This window comes from Pseudomonas mendocina, assembly GCF_003008615.1.
Lineage (GTDB): Bacteria > Pseudomonadota > Gammaproteobacteria > Pseudomonadales > Pseudomonadaceae > Aquipseudomonas > Aquipseudomonas mendocina_C.
In genome coordinates, this window is the sequence record NZ_CP027657.1 from 5,303,128 (window position 1) to 5,320,127 (window position 17,000).

17 protein-coding genes are annotated in these 17,000 nt (G+C 61.4%); 12 read left to right on the top strand and 5 right to left on the bottom strand.

Annotated features, from left to right (window positions below; translation table 11 throughout):
* The first annotated feature begins 63 nt into the window (after nt 1-63).
* From acnB to C7A17_RS24615, 7 genes are all read left to right on the top strand, one after another.
* On the top strand, nt 64-2,673 hold the full coding sequence (gene acnB / locus C7A17_RS24585) for a bifunctional aconitate hydratase 2/2-methylisocitrate dehydratase (RefSeq protein WP_106741686.1): 2,610 nt from the start codon (nt 64-66) through the stop codon (nt 2,671-2,673).
* A gap of 303 nt (nt 2,674-2,976) precedes the next feature.
* Nucleotides 2,977-4,176 carry a CmpA/NrtA family ABC transporter substrate-binding protein gene (locus C7A17_RS24590; protein ID WP_106741689.1) on the top strand — a complete coding sequence of 400 codons (1,200 nt, stop codon included), beginning with the start codon at nt 2,977-2,979 and terminating at the stop codon, nt 4,174-4,176.
* 18 nt (nt 4,177-4,194) lie between these two features.
* A complete protein-coding gene (locus C7A17_RS24595; protein ID WP_061239133.1) occupies nt 4,195-4,773 on the top strand; it encodes an ANTAR domain-containing response regulator in 579 nt (192 codons plus the stop codon).
* A gap of 128 nt (nt 4,774-4,901) precedes the next feature.
* Complete coding sequence (gene alaC, locus C7A17_RS24600) at nt 4,902-6,131, top strand: alanine transaminase (protein ID WP_106741692.1); 1,230 nt, start codon at nt 4,902-4,904, stop codon at nt 6,129-6,131.
* 165 nt (nt 6,132-6,296) lie between these two features.
* On the top strand, nt 6,297-7,019 hold the full coding sequence (locus tag C7A17_RS24605; protein ID WP_106741694.1) for a lysophospholipid acyltransferase family protein: 723 nt from the start codon (nt 6,297-6,299) through the stop codon (nt 7,017-7,019).
* 147 nt (nt 7,020-7,166) lie between these two features.
* A complete protein-coding gene (locus tag C7A17_RS24610; protein ID WP_106741697.1) occupies nt 7,167-7,361 on the top strand; it encodes a hypothetical protein in 195 nt (64 codons plus the stop codon).
* Nucleotides 7,362-7,371: 10 nt separating this feature from the next.
* The gene (locus C7A17_RS24615; RefSeq protein WP_106741699.1) at nt 7,372-7,614 is read left to right on the top strand and encodes a hypothetical protein; all 243 of its coding nucleotides are present in this window, start codon (nt 7,372-7,374) and stop codon (nt 7,612-7,614) included.
* Nucleotides 7,615-7,660: 46 nt separating this feature from the next.
* Here the strand turns inward: C7A17_RS24615 and C7A17_RS24620 are convergent, their stop codons facing one another.
* Nucleotides 7,661-8,386 carry an amidotransferase gene (locus tag C7A17_RS24620; protein WP_106741702.1) on the bottom strand — a complete coding sequence of 242 codons (726 nt, stop codon included), beginning with the start codon at nt 8,384-8,386 and terminating at the stop codon, nt 7,661-7,663.
* Nucleotides 8,387-8,684: 298 nt separating this feature from the next.
* Here C7A17_RS24620 and C7A17_RS27290 point away from each other — a divergent pair, with 298 nt between their 5' ends.
* From C7A17_RS27290 to C7A17_RS24630, 3 genes are all read left to right on the top strand, one after another.
* Nucleotides 8,685-8,798 carry a PA2485 family small membrane protein gene (locus C7A17_RS27290; RefSeq protein ID WP_283956761.1) on the top strand — a complete coding sequence of 38 codons (114 nt, stop codon included), beginning with the start codon at nt 8,685-8,687 and terminating at the stop codon, nt 8,796-8,798.
* 22 nt (nt 8,799-8,820) lie between these two features.
* Nucleotides 8,821-9,021 (top strand): type III secretion system co-regulatory protein PtrC, encoded by a 201-nt coding sequence (gene ptrC / locus C7A17_RS24625; protein WP_106741704.1) that lies wholly within the window; start codon nt 8,821-8,823, stop codon nt 9,019-9,021.
* Between the two features lie 84 nt (nt 9,022-9,105).
* Nucleotides 9,106-9,357, top strand: a complete 252-nt coding sequence (locus C7A17_RS24630; RefSeq protein ID WP_106743162.1) for a PepSY domain-containing protein — start codon at nt 9,106-9,108, stop codon at nt 9,355-9,357.
* Between the two features lie 122 nt (nt 9,358-9,479).
* Here C7A17_RS24630 and C7A17_RS24635 read toward each other — a convergent pair whose 3' ends face one another.
* From C7A17_RS24635 to C7A17_RS24650, 4 genes are all read right to left on the bottom strand, one after another.
* Nucleotides 9,480-10,622: an IS481 family transposase gene (locus C7A17_RS24635; protein ID WP_106742723.1), complete on the bottom strand. Its 1,143-nt coding sequence runs from the start codon at nt 10,620-10,622 to the stop codon at nt 9,480-9,482.
* A gap of 152 nt (nt 10,623-10,774) precedes the next feature.
* Nucleotides 10,775-12,919 carry a 3-hydroxyacyl-CoA dehydrogenase NAD-binding domain-containing protein gene (locus tag C7A17_RS24640; RefSeq protein ID WP_106741706.1) on the bottom strand — a complete coding sequence of 715 codons (2,145 nt, stop codon included), beginning with the start codon at nt 12,917-12,919 and terminating at the stop codon, nt 10,775-10,777.
* A gap of 62 nt (nt 12,920-12,981) precedes the next feature.
* Nucleotides 12,982-14,187: an acetyl-CoA C-acetyltransferase gene (locus tag C7A17_RS24645; protein WP_106741709.1), complete on the bottom strand. Its 1,206-nt coding sequence runs from the start codon at nt 14,185-14,187 to the stop codon at nt 12,982-12,984.
* A 584-nt stretch (nt 14,188-14,771) separates the two neighbouring features.
* Nucleotides 14,772-15,659: an AEC family transporter gene (locus C7A17_RS24650; RefSeq protein WP_106741712.1), complete on the bottom strand. Its 888-nt coding sequence runs from the start codon at nt 15,657-15,659 to the stop codon at nt 14,772-14,774.
* A 93-nt stretch (nt 15,660-15,752) separates the two neighbouring features.
* Between C7A17_RS24650 and C7A17_RS24655 the strand changes: the two genes are divergently transcribed.
* Both C7A17_RS24655 and C7A17_RS24660 read left to right on the top strand, forming a co-directional pair.
* Complete coding sequence (locus C7A17_RS24655; RefSeq protein ID WP_106741715.1) at nt 15,753-16,112, top strand: rhodanese-like domain-containing protein; 360 nt, start codon at nt 15,753-15,755, stop codon at nt 16,110-16,112.
* The gene (locus C7A17_RS24660) at nt 16,109-16,906 is read left to right on the top strand and encodes a c-type cytochrome (protein ID WP_106741717.1); all 798 of its coding nucleotides are present in this window, start codon (nt 16,109-16,111) and stop codon (nt 16,904-16,906) included. The genes C7A17_RS24655 and C7A17_RS24660 overlap by 4 nt, the downstream gene beginning before the upstream one ends.
* Nucleotides 16,907-17,000: the final 94 nt, after the last annotated feature.

Below are 17,000 nucleotides of genomic sequence, written 5' to 3' on the forward strand. Positions count from 1 at the left end.
GTTCATGGGTATCTGGATCGCGTCCCGGACAACCCTTTGGGACCACTGATGAGGGTAATAACTGTGCTTGAAGCCTATCGCAAACACGTAGCAGAGCGTGCCGCTCAGGGTATCGTGCCCCAGCCGCTGAACGCCGAACAAACCGCAGGCCTGGTCGAGCTGCTGAAAAACCCGCCGGCTGGCGAAGAAGAATTCCTCGTAGACCTGATCACCAACCGCGTACCGCCAGGCGTGGACGAAGCTGCCTACGTCAAGGCCGGTTTCCTCTCTGCCGTTGCCAAGGGCGAAGCCACTTCCCCGCTGATCAGCAAACAACGCGCCGTTGAACTGCTGGGCACCATGCAAGGCGGCTACAACATCGCCACCCTGGTCGAACTACTGGACGACGCCGCCCTGGGCGCCGTTGCCGCCGAGCAACTCAAGCACACCCTGCTGATGTTCGACGCCTTCCACGACGTTGCCGAGAAAGCCAAGGCTGGCAATGCCAACGCCAAAGCCGTTCTGCAGTCCTGGGCCGATGGCGAATGGTTCACCAACAAGCCGGCCATTGCCGAGAAATACAGCCTGGCTGTATTCAAGGTGCCTGGCGAAACCAACACCGATGACCTGTCCCCTGCCCCGGACGCCTGGTCGCGCCCTGACATCCCGCTCCACGCCCTGGCCATGCTGAAAATGGCTCGTGACGGCATCGTACCGGAGCAGCAAGGCGCTATCGGCCCGCTCAAGCAGATCGAAGAGATCAAGGCCAAGGGCTTCCCGGTCGCCTACGTCGGTGACGTGGTCGGTACCGGTTCCTCGCGTAAGTCCGCCACCAACTCGGTGCTGTGGTTCTTCGGCGACGACATCCCCTACGTTCCGAACAAGCGTGCTGGCGGCTTCTGCTTTGGCAGCAAGATCGCCCCGATCTTCTACAACACCATGGAAGACGCTGGCGCTCTGCCGATCGAATTCGACGTGTCGAACATCCACATGGGCGACGTGATCGACGTCTACCCGCACGCTGGCAAAGTCTGCAAACACGGCACCGACGAGGTCATCACCACCTTCGAACTGAAGACTCCGGTGCTGCTCGACGAAGTCCGCGCTGGCGGCCGCATCCCGCTGATCGTCGGTCGTGGCCTGACCGAAAAAGCCCGCGCCGAACTGGGCCTGGGCCCAACCAACCTGTTCAAGCTGCCTGAAGCACCTGTCGACACTGGCAAGGGCTACACCCTGGCACAGAAGATGGTCGGCAAGGCCTGCGGCCTGCCGGAAGGCAAAGGCGTTCGCCCAGGCACTTACTGCGAACCGAAGATGACCACCGTCGGCTCCCAGGACACCACTGGCCCGATGACCCGCGACGAGCTGAAAGACCTGGCGTGCCTGGGCTTCTCCGCTGACCTGGTCATGCAGTCCTTCTGCCACACCGCGGCCTATCCGAAGCCGATCGACGTCACCACCCACCACACCCTGCCGGATTTCATCCGCACCCGTGGCGGCGTGTCGCTGCGTCCTGGCGACGGCATCATCCACAGCTGGCTGAACCGCATGCTGCTGCCGGACACCGTCGGTACCGGTGGTGACTCGCACACCCGCTTCCCGATCGGCATCTCCTTCCCGGCCGGTTCCGGCCTGGTGGCCTTCGCCGCTGCCACCGGCGTCATGCCGCTGGACATGCCGGAATCCGTTCTGGTGCGTTTCAAGGGCAAGCTGCAACCGGGCATCACCCTGCGTGACCTGGTACATGCCATCCCTTACTACGCCATCCAGAAAGGCCTGCTGACCGTCGAGAAGAAGGGCAAGAAGAACATCTTCTCCGGCCGCATCCTGGAAATCGAAGGTCTCGACGAACTGACCGTCGAGCAAGCGTTCGAACTGTCCGACGCTTCTGCCGAGCGTTCGGCTGCTGGCTGCACCATCAAGCTGCCGGAAAAAGCCATCGCCGAGTACCTGAAGTCGAATATCACCCTGCTGCGCTGGATGATCAGCGAAGGCTACGGCGATGCTCGCACCATGGAGCGTCGCGCTCAGGCCATGGAAGCCTGGCTGGCCAACCCGCAACTGCTGGCCGCCGACGCCGATGCCGAGTACGCCGAAATCATCGAAATCGACCTGGCCGACGTCAAGGAGCCTGTGCTCTGCGCGCCGAACGACCCGGACGACGCGCGTCTGCTGTCGACCGTTCAGGGCGAGAAGATCGACGAAGTGTTCATCGGTTCGTGCATGACCAACATCGGTCACTTCCGCGCTGCCGGCAAGCTGCTCGACAAGGTCAAAGGCTCCATCCCGACCCGTCTGTGGCTGTCGCCGCCGACCAAGATGGACGCTCACCAGCTGACCGAAGAAGGCTACTACGGCATCTACGGTAAGGCTGGCGCGCGCATGGAAATGCCGGGTTGCTCGCTGTGCATGGGTAACCAGGCACGTGTAGCGGCGAACTCCACCGTGGTATCGACCTCGACGCGTAACTTCCCGAACCGTCTGGGCGATGGTGCCAACGTGTACCTGGCATCGGCCGAACTGGCCGCTGTCGCTTCGATCATCGGCAAACTGCCGACCGTCGAGGAGTACATGGAGTACGCGAAGAACATCGACAGCATGGCTGGCGACATCTACCGCTACCTGAGCTTCGACCAGATCGCCGACTTCCGTGAAGCTGCGGCTAACGCCAAGATCCCGGTCGTTCAGGCCTGATCCTAGCGTCGTAAAAAGAGCCCCGCCCAGTGCGGGGCTTTTTTATGGCCTGCCGTACTGCCAGCGCCCCTTCAGGCAGTCACTGCAAGACGCAGTAAATGACTCCCGGCCACCTATTACGTGGGTCTTCTGGCATATGCCTTGCTTCGTCACTTCGCATGCAGCCTTTCCAATGGCGGAATGGCTTGATCGACAACGGCGTCGTATCGAATCCCGGAGCTTTCGCGCCTGGATCTGGTACGACGTTTTTTTATGGACAGCGTCCATGAGTCAAAGTCTTTTGCGTGAACGTAAGGAAGCAGCATGAGCGAACACGACACCCCACGAGACGATGCCCTGACTTGGGCTTGGGGCAGCGACGCTCCGGAAAAGAGCGTACTGAACATCGGCTTCATGGCGTTGAGCGATTCGGCCTCGGTGATAGTCGCTGCCACTCAGGGCTTTGCCGAGAAATATGGCCTGAGCCTCAGACTGCAACGCCAAACGTCCTGGGCGAGCTCGCGCGACCGACTACTCAGCGGCGAGCTGGATGCCGCACACAGCCTGTACGGACTGATCTATGGTGTGCAACTGGGCCTCGGTGGTGCAGCGGCAACGGACATGGCCGTGCTCATGGGGCTGAACCAGAACGGCCAGAGCATCAACTTGTCGCACACACTGCAAGCCGCCGGCGTGACCAGCGGCGAAGCACTGCGGCAATACGTGCACCAGCATGAAGCACGCCTGACCTTCGCCCAGACCTTCCCCACCGGCACTCACGCCATGTGGCTTTACTACTGGCTGGCCAGCCAGGGCATCCACCCACTGCACGACGTCGACAGCGTGGTGGTACCACCACCACAAATGGTCGAGCATCTGGAGGCCAAGCGCATCGACGGCTTTTGCGTCGGCGAACCCTGGACGGCCAAAGCAGTCGATGAACATCTCGGCTGTACCGTCACCACCATTCAGGCGATCTGGCCTGATCACCCGGAAAAAGTACTGGGCTGCACCCGTGCCTTCGTTGAGCAGAACCCCAACACCGCCCGCGCCCTGATCATGGCCGTGCTCGACGCTGCACGCTTCATCGATGAGAGCGAGGAAAACAAACGCAGTACCGCCCTGCTACTCAGCGGCAACGACTACGTCAATGCACCGGTTTCTGCCATCACCCCGCGCTTTCTTGGCCACTATCAGGACGGTCTCGGCAATGCCTGGCAGGATGAGCATCCGCTGCGCTTCCACGCAGACGGCCTGGTCAACCAGCCCTACCTGTCCGACGCCATGTGGTTCATGACCCAGTTCCGCCGCTGGGGTCTACTGCGCAGCGACCCCGACTACCTCGGCGTGGCCCGCCAGGTGCAACAACTGGCCCTGTACCGCGAGGCCGCATCGGCACTGGGTATGTCGGTGCCGGGCGAGATGCGCAGCTCCATCCTGCAGGATGGCACCTGCTGGGACGGTAGCGAGCCCGCCGCCTATGCCCGCAGTTTCCGCCTGCATGCCCTGACTCACAGCCTGTAACAGCCGGGAGAGTCATCGATGCTGCGTATCCTTTTGATCAATGACACCCCGAAGAAGGTCGGTCGCCTGAAATGCGCGCTGATCGAAGCAGGTTTCGAGGTGATCGACGAGTCCGGTCTGACCATCGACCTGCCCGAACGCGTGGAGGCGGTACGACCCGATGTGATCCTGATCGATACCGAGTCACCCGGTCGCGATGTGATGGAACAGGTGGTACTGGTCAGCCGCGACCAACCACGGCCCATCGTCATGTTCACCGACGAGCACGACCCCGGCGTGATGCGCCAGGCAATCCAGAGCGGCGTCAGCGCCTACATCGTCGAGGGCATTCACGCCCAGCGTCTGCAACCCATCCTCGATGTCGCCATGGCGCGCTTCGAGAGCGATCAGGCGCTACGCGCACAACTGCAGGCACGCGATGCGCAACTGGCCGAACGCAAGCGTGTAGAACTGGCCAAGGGCCTGTTGATGAAGATGAAAAGTTGCGATGAAGAAGAGGCCTATACCCTGATGCGCCGCCAGGCGATGAGCCGGCAGCAGAAGCTGATCCAGGTGGCCGAGCAGATCATCGCCATGCACGACATGCTCGGCGGTTGACTGTTGCGCTGCTCCGCTCGCTGACTGTACTGGACAGCGAGACGGCGGCACGCGTATCTTCGCCGCAGGCTGCAGCAGTGGCCAACGTCGCTCGGACGGTTCCGGGCGCTCACGTATCCGAGGAAATCATGGCTGAGAACGCCAAGCGCCGCTTTGCGCGCATCGATCGTCTCCCCCCCTATGTCTTCAACATCACCGCCGAACTCAAGATGGCTGCACGCCGTCGCGGCGAGGACATCATCGACTTCTCCATGGGTAACCCCGACGGTGCGACTCCGCCGCATATCGTCGAGAAACTCGTGCAGGTCGCACAACGTGAAGACACCCACGGATACTCCACCTCCCGCGGTATTCCCCGCCTGCGCCGCGCCATTTCGCGCTGGTACAAGGACCGCTATGACGTGGAGATCGATCCGGAAAGCGAAGCCATCGTCACCATCGGCTCCAAGGAAGGCCTGGCGCACCTGATGCTGGCCACCCTGGATCATGGCGACACCGTACTGGTGCCCAACCCCAGTTACCCGATCCACATCTACGGCGCAGTGATCGCCGGCGCCCAGGTGCGCTCCGTACCGCTGATCCCTGGCGTGGACTTCTTCGCCGAACTGGAACGCGCCATTCGCGAATCGATCCCCAAGCCGAAAATGATGATTCTCGGCTTCCCCTCCAACCCCACCGCGCAGTGCGTGGAGCTGGACTTCTTCGAACGCGTGGTGACCCTGGCCAAGCAGTACGACGTGCTGGTGATTCACGATCTGGCCTACGCCGATATCGTCTACGACGGCTGGAAAGCGCCATCGATCATGCAGGTACCGGGCGCCAAGGACATCGCGGTGGAGTTCTTCACCCTGTCCAAGAGCTACAACATGGCCGGCTGGCGTATCGGCTTCATGGTCGGCAACCCGGAACTGGTCAGCGCCTTGGCGCGGATCAAGAGCTATCACGACTACGGCACCTTCACGCCGCTGCAGGTCGCGGCCATCGCCGCACTGGAAGGCGATCAGCAATGCGTGCGCGATATCGCCGAGCAGTACCGCCAGCGCCGCAACCTGTTGGTCAAGGGCCTGCACGAAATCGGCTGGATGGTGGAAAAACCAAAGGCCTCGATGTACATCTGGGCCAAGATTCCCGACGCTTACGCTCACCTGGGCTCGCTGGAGTTCGCCAAGAAGCTGCTGGCAGAAGCCAAGGTCTGCGTCTCACCCGGACTGGGTTTCGGTGATTACGGCGACGACCACGTGCGCTTCGCCCTGATCGAGAACCAGGATCGTAGCCGCCAGGCGCTGCGCGGCATCAAGGCAATGTTCCGGGCGGACGGTCTACTGCCGGGCAAACCGGCCAAAGCCGAGAACGAGTAAGAACCAAAGGGCGCCGCAAGGCGCCCTTTCTGTTTTGGCGTTTCGAATCAGACAAGATCTGCGACAATTCAGGACGTTCGCTCACCTCAAGCAGCAGTTCCGGGCAATTGCCCGACAAAGTGAACGCCCGTACACTGCGCGCCCCTCCTCTGACGGTTTTCCCCCATGCTTTTCGTTTTGCGCATGTTGCTGATGGGCGTGCACTTCGTTGTGGCCGGTCTGCTCGGCCTCTTGCTCGGCCTGTGTCGCCCATTCAACCCAGACAACAGTCGCCTCTGCGCACGCCTCTATTCGCTCCCCGCCCTGTGCCTGCTACGCCTGAAATTGAAGACCGATGTACGCCCACTGCTGGAGCACCAACGTTCCTGCGTGATCATCGCCAACCACCAATCCAACTTCGATCTGTACGTGCTCGGTCGCGTAGTGCCGGAGCGCACCGTAAGCATCGGCAAGAAAAGCCTCAAATGGGTGCCATTCTTCGGCCAGTTATACTGGCTGGCCGGCAACGTGCTGATCGACCGCAGCAATGCCGTGGCCGCCAAGCGCGCGATGCTGACCACCACCGAAACCCTGCGCAATCGCGACACCTCGATCTGGGTCTTCCCCGAAGGCACCCGCAACCTCGGTCGCGGCCTGCTGCCATTCAAGAAAGGCGCGTTTCAGATGGCGATCACTGCCGGTGTGCCGATCATCCCGGTGTGCGTCAGCAACTACGCCAAGTCCATGCGCCTCAACCGCTGGAGCAGCGGCCGCATCATGATTCGCTCGCTCCCGGCGATACCCACCGAAGGCCTCAGCCTCGACGACATGCCCGCCCTGATGGAACGCTGCCAGCAGGTCATGAGCGAGTGCATCAGCAGTATGGACGCAGAACTGGCAACGGCTTGAAGGGGGCATGCGGGTTGCCGGTACGAAATCGCAGCCCGCATCAACCATCAACTTGATCGATAGTTACTCTGAAGAGCATCCATTATTCAATCGAAATGACTTAAGCGATTCTGTGCCCACGCCACCTCCCGACCTGGAGCACAGAACATGTCCCGCCTCTCTCAAGCCGCCCGCAATGGCGCCCTGGCCGCCATCGGCCTGTACCTGATCAGCACCTCCACCGTGCTGGTACTGAGCTACGCCACCCTACAGCCCAGCACCCCGACCTTCGAACAGCCAGGTCCGCTGCAGAACCTGATCACTCATTTGCCTGCCCTGCTCGGCGCAGCCTCGCGGGGTTGAGGGGACGGTCATGATCAGAACCCAACGCACCCGCCTACTGATGCTGACCGGCATGGCACTACTGACCACCCTGCTGGGACTTTGCGGTATCGGCAAGAGCTCGGCCGGCGCCGTGGCACGTAATATCGAATGCACGCACAAGCTGGCCCACCACCTCGACCTGGCCGAGAGCCTCAAGCGGCAACTGAACAGTCCGCCGCCCGGCAGACGTGAATCGCTGTCCGCCCACTTCGTGCTCACTCAGCACGCATGAAAAAGCCCGGAAAACCGGGCTTTTTCATGTCAGCAAGCGTCAGGCTTCACACCTTGGCTTCTTTACCCTGAGCGACGAAACGCATCATCCACTCAGCGACCGCATTGCCCTGCTGCGGATGCTGGAGGCTCTCGACACCGCTCTGGTAAACCTGCTCGCCCAGGTGCTGCTGGCGCAGCTCGAGCAACGCCCGCGAATAGTCGTGGATGAATTCCGGGTGCCCCTGGAAGCACAGCACCTGATCTTCGATGTGATAGGCCGCGTTCGGGCAGAAATCACTGGTAGCCAGCAGCGTGGCGTTCTCTGGCAGTCGGGTGACCTGATCCTGGTGACTGATCAGCAACTGCAGGTTATCCAAAGGCGGATCCATCCACTGCGGCTGGCTGGCAATCCGGTAGTTGTGCACCCCAACACCCCAACCCTGCTCGGCGCGCTCGGTCTTGCCACCCAGCAGCAGAGCCAGCAACTGATGGCCGAAGCATATGCCGAGCAATTTGTGGCCACGCTTGTAGCGATCGAGCAGATAGGCCTTGAGCGTCTGGATCCAGGGGTCGCTGCCGAACGAGTCAGCCTTGCTGCCCGTCACCAGATAGGCATCGAAATGCTCGCTATCGGGCGGGTAGTTACCCTCCACTACGTTGTAGACACTGAACTCTGCGGCCAGCGGTTGCTTGGCGAACAATTGCTCGAACATGCGGCCGTACCCTTGGTACTGGTCGACCAGCTCGGGGCGCAGAATGTCAGTTTCCAGGATGCAGATACGCAGTGACATGAGGTTTCCTGTGGTGAACACGGAGGGGGATTATTTGTGCGTTTTTCTTAACACATGAACCTGCACAAAGAAATAGCCGGGCTTGATTTCCCAGCATATTCGCCTTTCGCCATCATTGTGCAAGGCCCCAAACAGTCGTCAATTAAAATTGACAATCACCTTATACGGAAGTGCCGTTCGGCGCGTTATCAGCCGCCTCGATAGTTACCATGCGCCTCATTCACTTCTGTGATTGCCGCCCCGCGGCGAATATCGCCACATCGGGCAGTCGCCCTCAGCACACAGAAGGAAATTCACCATGAGCATCTATGCCGCACTCGCCAGCTTCGCCGCTGCTTCCGCCTTCCAGACCTCGGCTCCGGCTCGTCCCGCTCCTGCAGCGCCAGCCGCCCGCGACATCCGTAAAAGCTGACAGCCTACGCAGGAGAGCAGCCATGCACAGCCAACTCAGTCATGACGCCTACGGCGTCACCTATGTTCATCTGCAAGACGGTGGCCTGCAATTCGAAACCGAAGCCGCCCTGCAGCTCGACGACGGCAGCATGCTGACCCTGCGCATGCCGACCCGGCACAGCGAGATACTGGCGATCCACGAAGCCGTGTGCATCCAGCAGGGCTGGTGCCAGGCAGCGTGAAATCGCGATGGTCTAGACTCCTCAAGGCGCCTTTCAGGCGCCTTCTTCAACGGAAAGAGGAACCAGACCACGCAGACACGCAACCTGATCGCCCTGCTCGCTGGCAGCCTGCTGCTGAGCAGCCATGCTTTCGCCGATCGCCCCGGCAGTGACTGGATCAGTATCGAGGACGCCCTGAGCAAAGCCCGCGCAGCCGGCTACACCGAACTGCACAAGATCGAGGCCGACAATGACGGTTACTGGGAAGGCGAAGGCCTGAAAGAGGATGGCCGTCTTCACGAATTCCGTATCGACGGCAAGAGCGGTGCAGTGATTCGCGACCAGTTGGACGATTGACTCATCCAGCCAATGAGAAACGGCCCCTCCGGGCCGTTTCTGCATCCGTAGGGTGCGCCGTGTGTGTTCAGCCGGGGGACATGGTAAACACCTGTCGGGAGACATGGGTAACAGGTTGATGATCATGTTGCCCGTTGCCTCAGGTCTATCTGACGCAGCGTTTTGCGGATGAATACCACATCGTAGACACCCTCTTCGGCAGTTGGTCGGATGGCGACCTTCTCCCCATATAGACCTCCACTTACGAAGACGTTGAGCCCTTTGAAATACACCTGCCCGGTCTGACGTACATTCACCACGTGATCACCCGGTTCATATTCGATGGCTGGCAGTTGCTCCGGGTAGCTTCGTGGACTGGGCCTATAGCGCTCTATAGGGGGCCGTTGATCAAGTGCTTCGTGCGGACGGTAATGGTTGTACTCGTCTCGCCAGCGGCTCATCACTTGCTGACAATGCTGCAAGTCGCTGAACGCGCGATGCAGCACTTCGCGTTTGAGTGTCTGGTGGAAGCGCTCCAGCTTGCCCTGAGTCTGTGGATGATGAGGCCGACTATGGCTGACCTCGATCCCCAGCCGCATCAGCCAAACCTCCAATTTTGATAGTCCACCGGCAATATTAGAACCCCAAGGCGGCCCGTTGTCGGCGGTGATACGCAGCGGCAAACCGTACTGACGGAAAACCTCGATCAGATGCGGTTTGACCAGCTCCAGCCGCTCCCCCTCACAGGCTTGCAGGCAGAGCGAAAAGCGTGAGTGATCGTCCAGCAGGGTCAAGGGATGACAACGAGGCGAACGGCGATCGTTTAGGGGGACGCTACCCTTGAAGTCGATCTGCCAGAGGTCGTTCGGATTGGGATGCTCGAAACGATGGTTAGCCGGCGCTTGCGCCTGCTCATTGTGGTAAAGGACATGACAATCGTGGCGCTTGAGGATGGCGTCGATAGTGCTGTGGTGAGGCGGATCAACAGCCGCAGTCATCAACAAGCTTCGCAGTTTGCGAGCGCCCCAATAGGGATAGCGGTGGTGCAATTGCACAACCGTTTGTTCCAACGTCGGATCGCTGCGCCCTGGACTGCTCAGGGGACGGCGGGATCGATCCTGTAAGCCTGCATCGCCTTGCTCACGGTACCGATCCAGCCATTTGTAGCCAGTTCTGGGACTGATGCCATACCGCCGACAGAGCTCCCGCACATTACTTTGGGGCTGCCCTGCCAGCAGAACAAACTCTCGCCTTATCGACATAGTGCTGCGCTCCAGCCACGGCATCATTCGATCTCCCGATCCGATGAACACCGTAAGCCTAAATGCGTTACCTATGTCTCCCGACACCCGTTACCTATGTCCCCCGGCTGAACACCGTGCGCACCAGAGACACTCCGCTTAAGCGGTGCGCATGGCGCACCCTCTACAAGGGCGCTTCAGAACGTCTCGCCCTTGGCGGCCTTTTCCAGCAACAGGGCTGGCGGCAGGAAGCGCTCGCCGTACTGCTCGGCCAGGTACTGCGCACGCGCGACGAAGTCCTTCACGCCGTACTGGTTGATGAACTGCAGCGCACCCCCCGTCCAGGCCGCGAAGCCGATACCGAAGATCGAGCCGATGTTGGCGTCAGCCACCGACTTCAGCACACCCTCCTCCACGCATCGCACCGTCTCGATGGCCTGGATGAACAGGATGCGGTCGCGCACGTCTTCCTGCGAGATCTGCGCATCGGCCTTCTCGAAGCGCGCCTTGAGCTCAGGCCACAGGTGCTTCTTGCCACCGGCCGGATAGTCGTAGAAGCCCATGCCCGCCGCTTTGCCCGGCCGCTTGTACTCACCCAGCATCAGGTCGATCACGGCGAACGCCGGGTGCTCTGGAATGGATTTGCCTTCGGCGGCCAGATCCTTGATGGTCTGCTGGCGGATGTGATTCATCAGGCTCATAGACACTTCATCGCTGATCGCCAGCGGGCCGACCGGCATGCCAGCCTTGCGCGCCTCGTTCTCGATCATCGCCGCATTCACGCCTTCACCCAGCATGGCCAGGCCTTCATTGGTGAAGGTGCCGAACACCCGCGAGGTGAAGAAACCGCGGCTGTCGTTGACCACGATGGGCGTTTTCTTGATCTGCATGACATAGTCGAAGCCGCGTGCCAGCGTCTCGTCGCTGGTCTGCTCGCCACGGATGATCTCCACCAGCGGCATCTTGTCGACCGGGCTGAAGAAGTGCAGACCGATGAATTTCTCCGGTTTGGCCACGGCAGTGGCCAGGCCGGTGATCGGCAGCGTCGAGGTGTTGGAAGCGATCACCGCATCGCTCAGCGCTGCGGCTTCGGCTGCCGCGGTGACCTTGCCCTTGAGCGCACGATCCTCGAACACGGCTTCGATGATCAGGTCGCAGCCGGCGAAGTCCGCCTCACTGTCGGTCGCCTTGATCAAGGCCAGGAAAGCCTCGCGCTGCTCGGCCGTCATATGGCCCTTGCTCACTTTCTTGTCGAGCAGCTTGGCCGAGTAGGCCTTGCCCTTCTCGGCCGCTTCGAGAGACACGTCCTTGAGCACCACTTCAATACCGGCCGCCGCCGAGACGTAGGCGATGCCGGCGCCCATCATGCCGGCGCCGAGCACGCCGACCTTCTTCGTCACCGACTTCGGATAGCCCTGCGGGCGCGAGCCGCCGCCATTGATCTCGTTGAGCTGGAACCAGAAGGTGCCGATCATGTTCTTCGCCACCTGGCCGGTGGTCAACTCGGTGAAGTAGCGCGCTTCGATGATCTGCGCGGTGTCGAAGTCGACCTGCGCGCCCTCGACGGCGGCGCACATGATCTTCTCCGGCGCCGGGAAGCAACCCTTGGTCTTGTCGCGCAGCACGCTCGGGGCGATGGCCAGCATCTGCGCCACGTTCGGCGAACTGGGCGTGCCACCGGGGATCTTGTAGCCCTGCACGTCCCACGGCTGCTTCGCGGCCGGGTTGGCGGCGATCCAGGCGCGGGCCTTGGCCAGCATCTCGTCGCGGTCGCTGGCCAGGTCGTGGATCAGGCCGGCCTTGAGCGCTGCATCCGGGCGCACTTTCTTACCTTCAGCCAGGTACGGCAGGGCTTTTTCCAGGCCAAGGATGCGCACCATACGCACCACCCCGCCACCGCCCGGCAGCAGGCCGAGGGTGACTTCCGGCAGGCCGAGCTGCACGTGGCTTTCATTCAGGGCGATGCGGTGGTGACAGGCCAGGGCGATTTCCCAACCGCCGCCCAGCGCCGCACCGTTGATGGCAGCGACCACCGGTTTGCCGAGGGTTTCCAGGCGGCGTAGCTGGCTCTTGATCTTCAGGATCATCTCGTAGAAACCCTGGGCCTCAGCCTGGGTGACCTTGATCAGCTCGTTGAGGTCACCGCCGGCGAAGAAGGTCTTTTTCGCCGAGGTGACGATCACCCCAGCAATCGAATCCTTTTCCGCTTCCAGGCGATCGACGATCTGGCCCATGGCTTCGCGGTAGACCGCGTTCATGGTGTTGGCGCTCTGGCCGGGCATGTCCATGGTCAGGACGACGATATTGTCCTGGCCCTTTTCGTAACGGATGGCGTCAGTCATTTTTGTATTCTCTTCCCAAAGCTGCGAGAGCTGCGTAGGGCGGGTTTCACCCGCCCTACCGGTCAGACTCGTTCGATGATAGTGGCGATGCCCATGCCACCGCCGACGCACAATGTGGCTAGGCCGTAGCGCAACTGACGTTTTTCCAACTCGTCGAGCAGCGTACCGAGGATGGCGCAGCCGGTGGCGCCCAGCGGGTGGCCCATGGCGATGGAGCCGCCGTTGACGTTGACCTTGTCCTCGTTCACGCCCATGTCCTTCATGAACTTCATCACCACCGAGGCGAATGCTTCGTTGACCTCGAACAGGTCGATGTCGTCGATGGATAGCCCAGCCTTGGCCAGCGCCTTGCGCGTAGCCGGTGCCGGGCCGGTGAGCATGATGGTCGGGTCGGTGCTGGTCACCGCCGTGGCGACGATGCGCGCACGCGGCTTTAGGCCCAGCTCCTTGCCCTTCGCTTCCGAGCCAATGAGCATCAGCGCAGCGCCGTCGACGATGCCCGAGCTGTTGCCCGGCGTGTGCACGTGCTCGATACGCTCAACGTGGCTGTATACACGTAGCGCGGTGGAGTCGAAGCCCATCTGCCCCATCATCTCGAAGCTCGGCTTGAGCTTGCCGAGGCCTTCAAGGGTCGAATCGCCGCGAATGAATTCGTCGTGGTCGAGCAGCACGATGCCGTTCTGGTCGGTCACCGGAATCAGCGATTTGGTGAACGAACCATTGGCGCTGGCACGTGCGGCCTTCTGCTGCGAACGCAGGGCGAAGGCATCGACATCACTGCGGCTGAATCCTTCGAGAGTGGCGATCATATCGGCGCCGATGCCCTGCGGTACGAAGTTGGTGTGGATATTGGTTTCCGGATCCATCACCCAGGCGCCGCCGTCGGATCCCATGGGAATGCGCGACATGGACTCCACGCCGCCGACCACCACCAGATCCTCGAAGCCGGAGCGAACCTTCATCGCGCCCAGGTTCACCGCCTCCAGGCCCGAGGCGCAGAAACGGTTGAGCTGCACACCTGCGACACTGACGTCCCAGTCGGCGACCATGGCCGCGGTCTTGGCGATATCGGCGCCCTGATCACCCACCGGCGTCACGCAGCCGAGCACGATGTCGTCCACCTGGCTTGTATCCAGGTCATTGCGCGCTTGCAGGGCGCTCAGCAGGCCGGCAACCAGCTGGACGGGTTTGACGCTGTACAGCGCGCCGTCCTTCTTGCCCTTGCCACGGGGCGTGCGCACCGCGTCGAAAATATATGCTTCGGTCATGGCATCCTCGAAAGGTGATGCAGCGCTTGCGACGACGATGGCGCCGCCGCGCTGGTTCTTGTTTGAGCGCTTCTACCTTAACGCCGAGCGGCCAGCACTCAATGACCTAAGTGCTCAGCACCATTGACCACTGAGCTCAGACGAACGGTCGTTTGTTCGATTGATCGCCGAGCATGCAAGCAAGGCCTCTGCCTCAAGGCCTGCGTTGTTTTCGATCCAATGGAAATAGCTCGAACCTTCTAACAGCCTATGGCTAGAAACCAAGTCATCTAAGGACAGTGTGACTGCAACCCTAGAGTTACTCATGCGTCGGTGGAGAAATCGGCGCAGGGAGCCGCCGCCGGGTCATGCCGGGGCGGTGAATCATCGTCACGCCCAGGCGTGACGTGGCAACCCGCCAGGTAGTGCGGCAGGCGCCACACCTATAACAACAAAAGGCATACAGCCATGTTCAAACAGCCGAAATACCGCCAGGCTGGCGTCATCCTTTTCGCCACAGCGGTCATCCTGATCCTTCCCAACCTGACCCGTCTGGTCAGTTGATCACTCACCGTGCCCGTACCTGCGCAGACGCCGTAGCGCGCTCAGCGCAGAGCGGGTATCCACCAGGCGAGCAATAGCGGAATCAGTGCAAAGGCCAGCAGCGTCGAACACAGCACCAGACTGGCGACTTGCTCGGGCGAACGGCCGGCACGCACCGCAAACAGATAGTTGAACACCGCCACCGGCATCGACGACTGCAACACCAACACGGCGTGCGCCAGTGGTTGCAGGCCGATCGCCCAGCCGATGAGCCAGCCCAACGCCGCGCCGCAGAGGATGCGCAGCAAGCCCAGCAACAACCCGTTACCCAGGTGCTGTACACGGATACTGGCCAGGGACACGCCCAGGGTGATCAACATCAGCGGGATGGTCATGCCGCCCAACAGGTCGACGGTATTGGCCAGCCAGCGCGGCAATTCCAGATCGAGAAACAGCACCGGCAGCACCAATGCCAGGCTGATCATGATCGGATTGAGCAACAGCCCCTTGAGTGAACCCTCGGCGCCAGACAACAACATGCCGATGCTGAAATGGCCCACCGAGAGCACCAGGAAGAATGCCACGGCCAATGCCAGGCCCGCCTCGCCGAAGGCGAACAGCGCCATGGGCAACCCCATGTTGCCGGAGTTGGGAAACAGGTAGGCCGGCACCAGCACCTTCCAGTCCAGCCCGAACAGTCGGCTCAGTAGCCAGCCGACCAGCCCCATGGACGAAGTCACCAGCACGCAGGCCAGCGCCATTTGCGAAAAGGCGCTCATCTCCAGTTCGGCCCGACTGAGCGTCGAGAGCACCAGACAGGGCGTGCCAATGTTGAGCACCAGCCGCGCGATGAAATCCGTGGGATATTGCTGACCACTGCGCACCCAGCCGTAGCCGATGCCTGCCGCTATCAGTACCGGTGCCAGAACGGCAAACAACTCGGCTAACATCTACTACTCCCGTCAGGTCAAGCGAGGCATCCTAGACTGCATGAAAGACTCGGGCAATCATGCTCGGCCAATCGAGCCGCTCTGGAGTGCACCATGCGTTTGATTCTCCTGCTCACTGCCCTGCTCGTCCTACTCGATGCCCACGCGGGCGAAATCGACCAGCAGGCGGCCCTCACGGCCTTGCAGCGCGACGACAGCCTGCTGATCGACGTACGCAGCGCCGAAGAATTTGCAGAGGGTGCACTGCCCGGCGCGATGCGCATCGGCCACGAGGACATTGCCGCGCAGATCCACACCATCAGCCCCGACAAGAACCGTCCGCTGGTGCTCTACTGCCGCAGCGGCCGGCGCTCGGCGCTGGCCCAGCAAAGCCTGGAGAACCTCGGTTATCGTCAGGTCATCAATGCCGGAGCCTACGACGATTTGCTGCCTCTGCTGGAGAGCAAAGAATGAAGTCCCTGCTGTTCTCCCTGATCGTCCTGAGCTACACAGCACAGGCCGCCGAGTTCGAGGTGCAACTCAACGATACCCGGCACGTCTGGAGTAGCAGCGAATTGCTGAATCACCCGCAAGCTCGTGAGATCGAGATTGCCGACGACGTCAGCTACAAGCGCCCCATGAAATACCGCGCCGTGCCGATCAGCGCATTACTGGACGGCGTAACGCCAGGCGATCACCTGCAAGCCGTGGCGCTGGACGGTTTTGCCGCCGAGTTGCCAGCGGCCATTCTGCTGGCCAGCGAAGGGGCCAAGGCCTGGCTGGCCATCGAAGACCCGCAGCGACCCTGGCCGCCGCTGGCCTCAGGCAAGCCCAGTGCGGGCCCGTTCTACTTGGTCTGGACAGACCCTGCGGCCAGCCAGATCGGTCCTGAACAGTGGCCGTTTCAGGTCGCCAGGATTCGTCAGCTGGCGCCTGTGGAACAGCGTTTCCCCGCCCTGCTACCGGCAGCAGATGCCAGTAGCGACGTGCAGGCAGGGTTCGCCCTCTATCAGAAGAACTGCATGGCCTGCCATCGCCTCAATGGTGCGGGGGACTCCGCCTTCGGCCCGGATCTGAATATCCCGCACAACCCAACCGAATACTTCACAGGCGACTTCCTGCGCCAATACATCCGCGACCCGCAGAGCCTGCGGCGCTGGCCGCAGGGGCGCATGCCTGGCTTCAACGAACAGACCCTGCCGCCTACCGAACTGGAGCGATTGATCGCTTATCTGGGGCACATGGCTCAGCACAAGAGTGCCCCGTAACCTGCCAAAAGATTCAGGTAGGGTGCGCCATGCGCACCGGGATTTTGACGGGGTACCCAGGTGCGCACGGCGCACCCTACAAAAGGCCCGCAGT

Bases quoted from the DNA above. Each gene is read 5' to 3' on its own strand.
- C7A17_RS24590 (WP_106741689.1), top strand. From the start codon at position 2,977: ATGAGCGAACACGACACCCCACGAGACGATGCCCTGACTTGGGCTTGG.
- C7A17_RS24595 (WP_061239133.1), top strand. From the start codon at position 4,195: ATGCTGCGTATCCTTTTGATCAATGACACCCCGAAGAAGGTCGGTCGC.
- alaC (WP_106741692.1), top strand. From the start codon at position 4,902: ATGGCTGAGAACGCCAAGCGCCGCTTTGCGCGCATCGATCGTCTCCCC.
- C7A17_RS24605 (WP_106741694.1), top strand. From the start codon at position 6,297: ATGCTTTTCGTTTTGCGCATGTTGCTGATGGGCGTGCACTTCGTTGTG.
- C7A17_RS24610 (WP_106741697.1), top strand. From the start codon at position 7,167: ATGTCCCGCCTCTCTCAAGCCGCCCGCAATGGCGCCCTGGCCGCCATC.
- C7A17_RS24615 (WP_106741699.1), top strand. From the start codon at position 7,372: ATGATCAGAACCCAACGCACCCGCCTACTGATGCTGACCGGCATGGCA.
- C7A17_RS24620 (WP_106741702.1), bottom strand. From the start codon at position 8,386: ATGTCACTGCGTATCTGCATCCTGGAAACTGACATTCTGCGCCCCGAG.
- C7A17_RS27290 (WP_283956761.1), top strand. From the start codon at position 8,685: ATGAGCATCTATGCCGCACTCGCCAGCTTCGCCGCTGCTTCCGCCTTC.
- ptrC (WP_106741704.1), top strand. From the start codon at position 8,821: ATGCACAGCCAACTCAGTCATGACGCCTACGGCGTCACCTATGTTCAT.
- C7A17_RS24635 (WP_106742723.1), bottom strand. From the start codon at position 10,622: ATGCCGTGGCTGGAGCGCAGCACTATGTCGATAAGGCGAGAGTTTGTT.
- C7A17_RS24640 (WP_106741706.1), bottom strand. From the start codon at position 12,919: ATGACTGACGCCATCCGTTACGAAAAGGGCCAGGACAATATCGTCGTC.
- C7A17_RS24645 (WP_106741709.1), bottom strand. From the start codon at position 14,187: ATGACCGAAGCATATATTTTCGACGCGGTGCGCACGCCCCGTGGCAAG.
- C7A17_RS24650 (WP_106741712.1), bottom strand. From the start codon at position 15,659: ATGTTAGCCGAGTTGTTTGCCGTTCTGGCACCGGTACTGATAGCGGCA.
- C7A17_RS24655 (WP_106741715.1), top strand. From the start codon at position 15,753: ATGCGTTTGATTCTCCTGCTCACTGCCCTGCTCGTCCTACTCGATGCC.
- C7A17_RS24660 (WP_106741717.1), top strand. From the start codon at position 16,109: ATGAAGTCCCTGCTGTTCTCCCTGATCGTCCTGAGCTACACAGCACAG.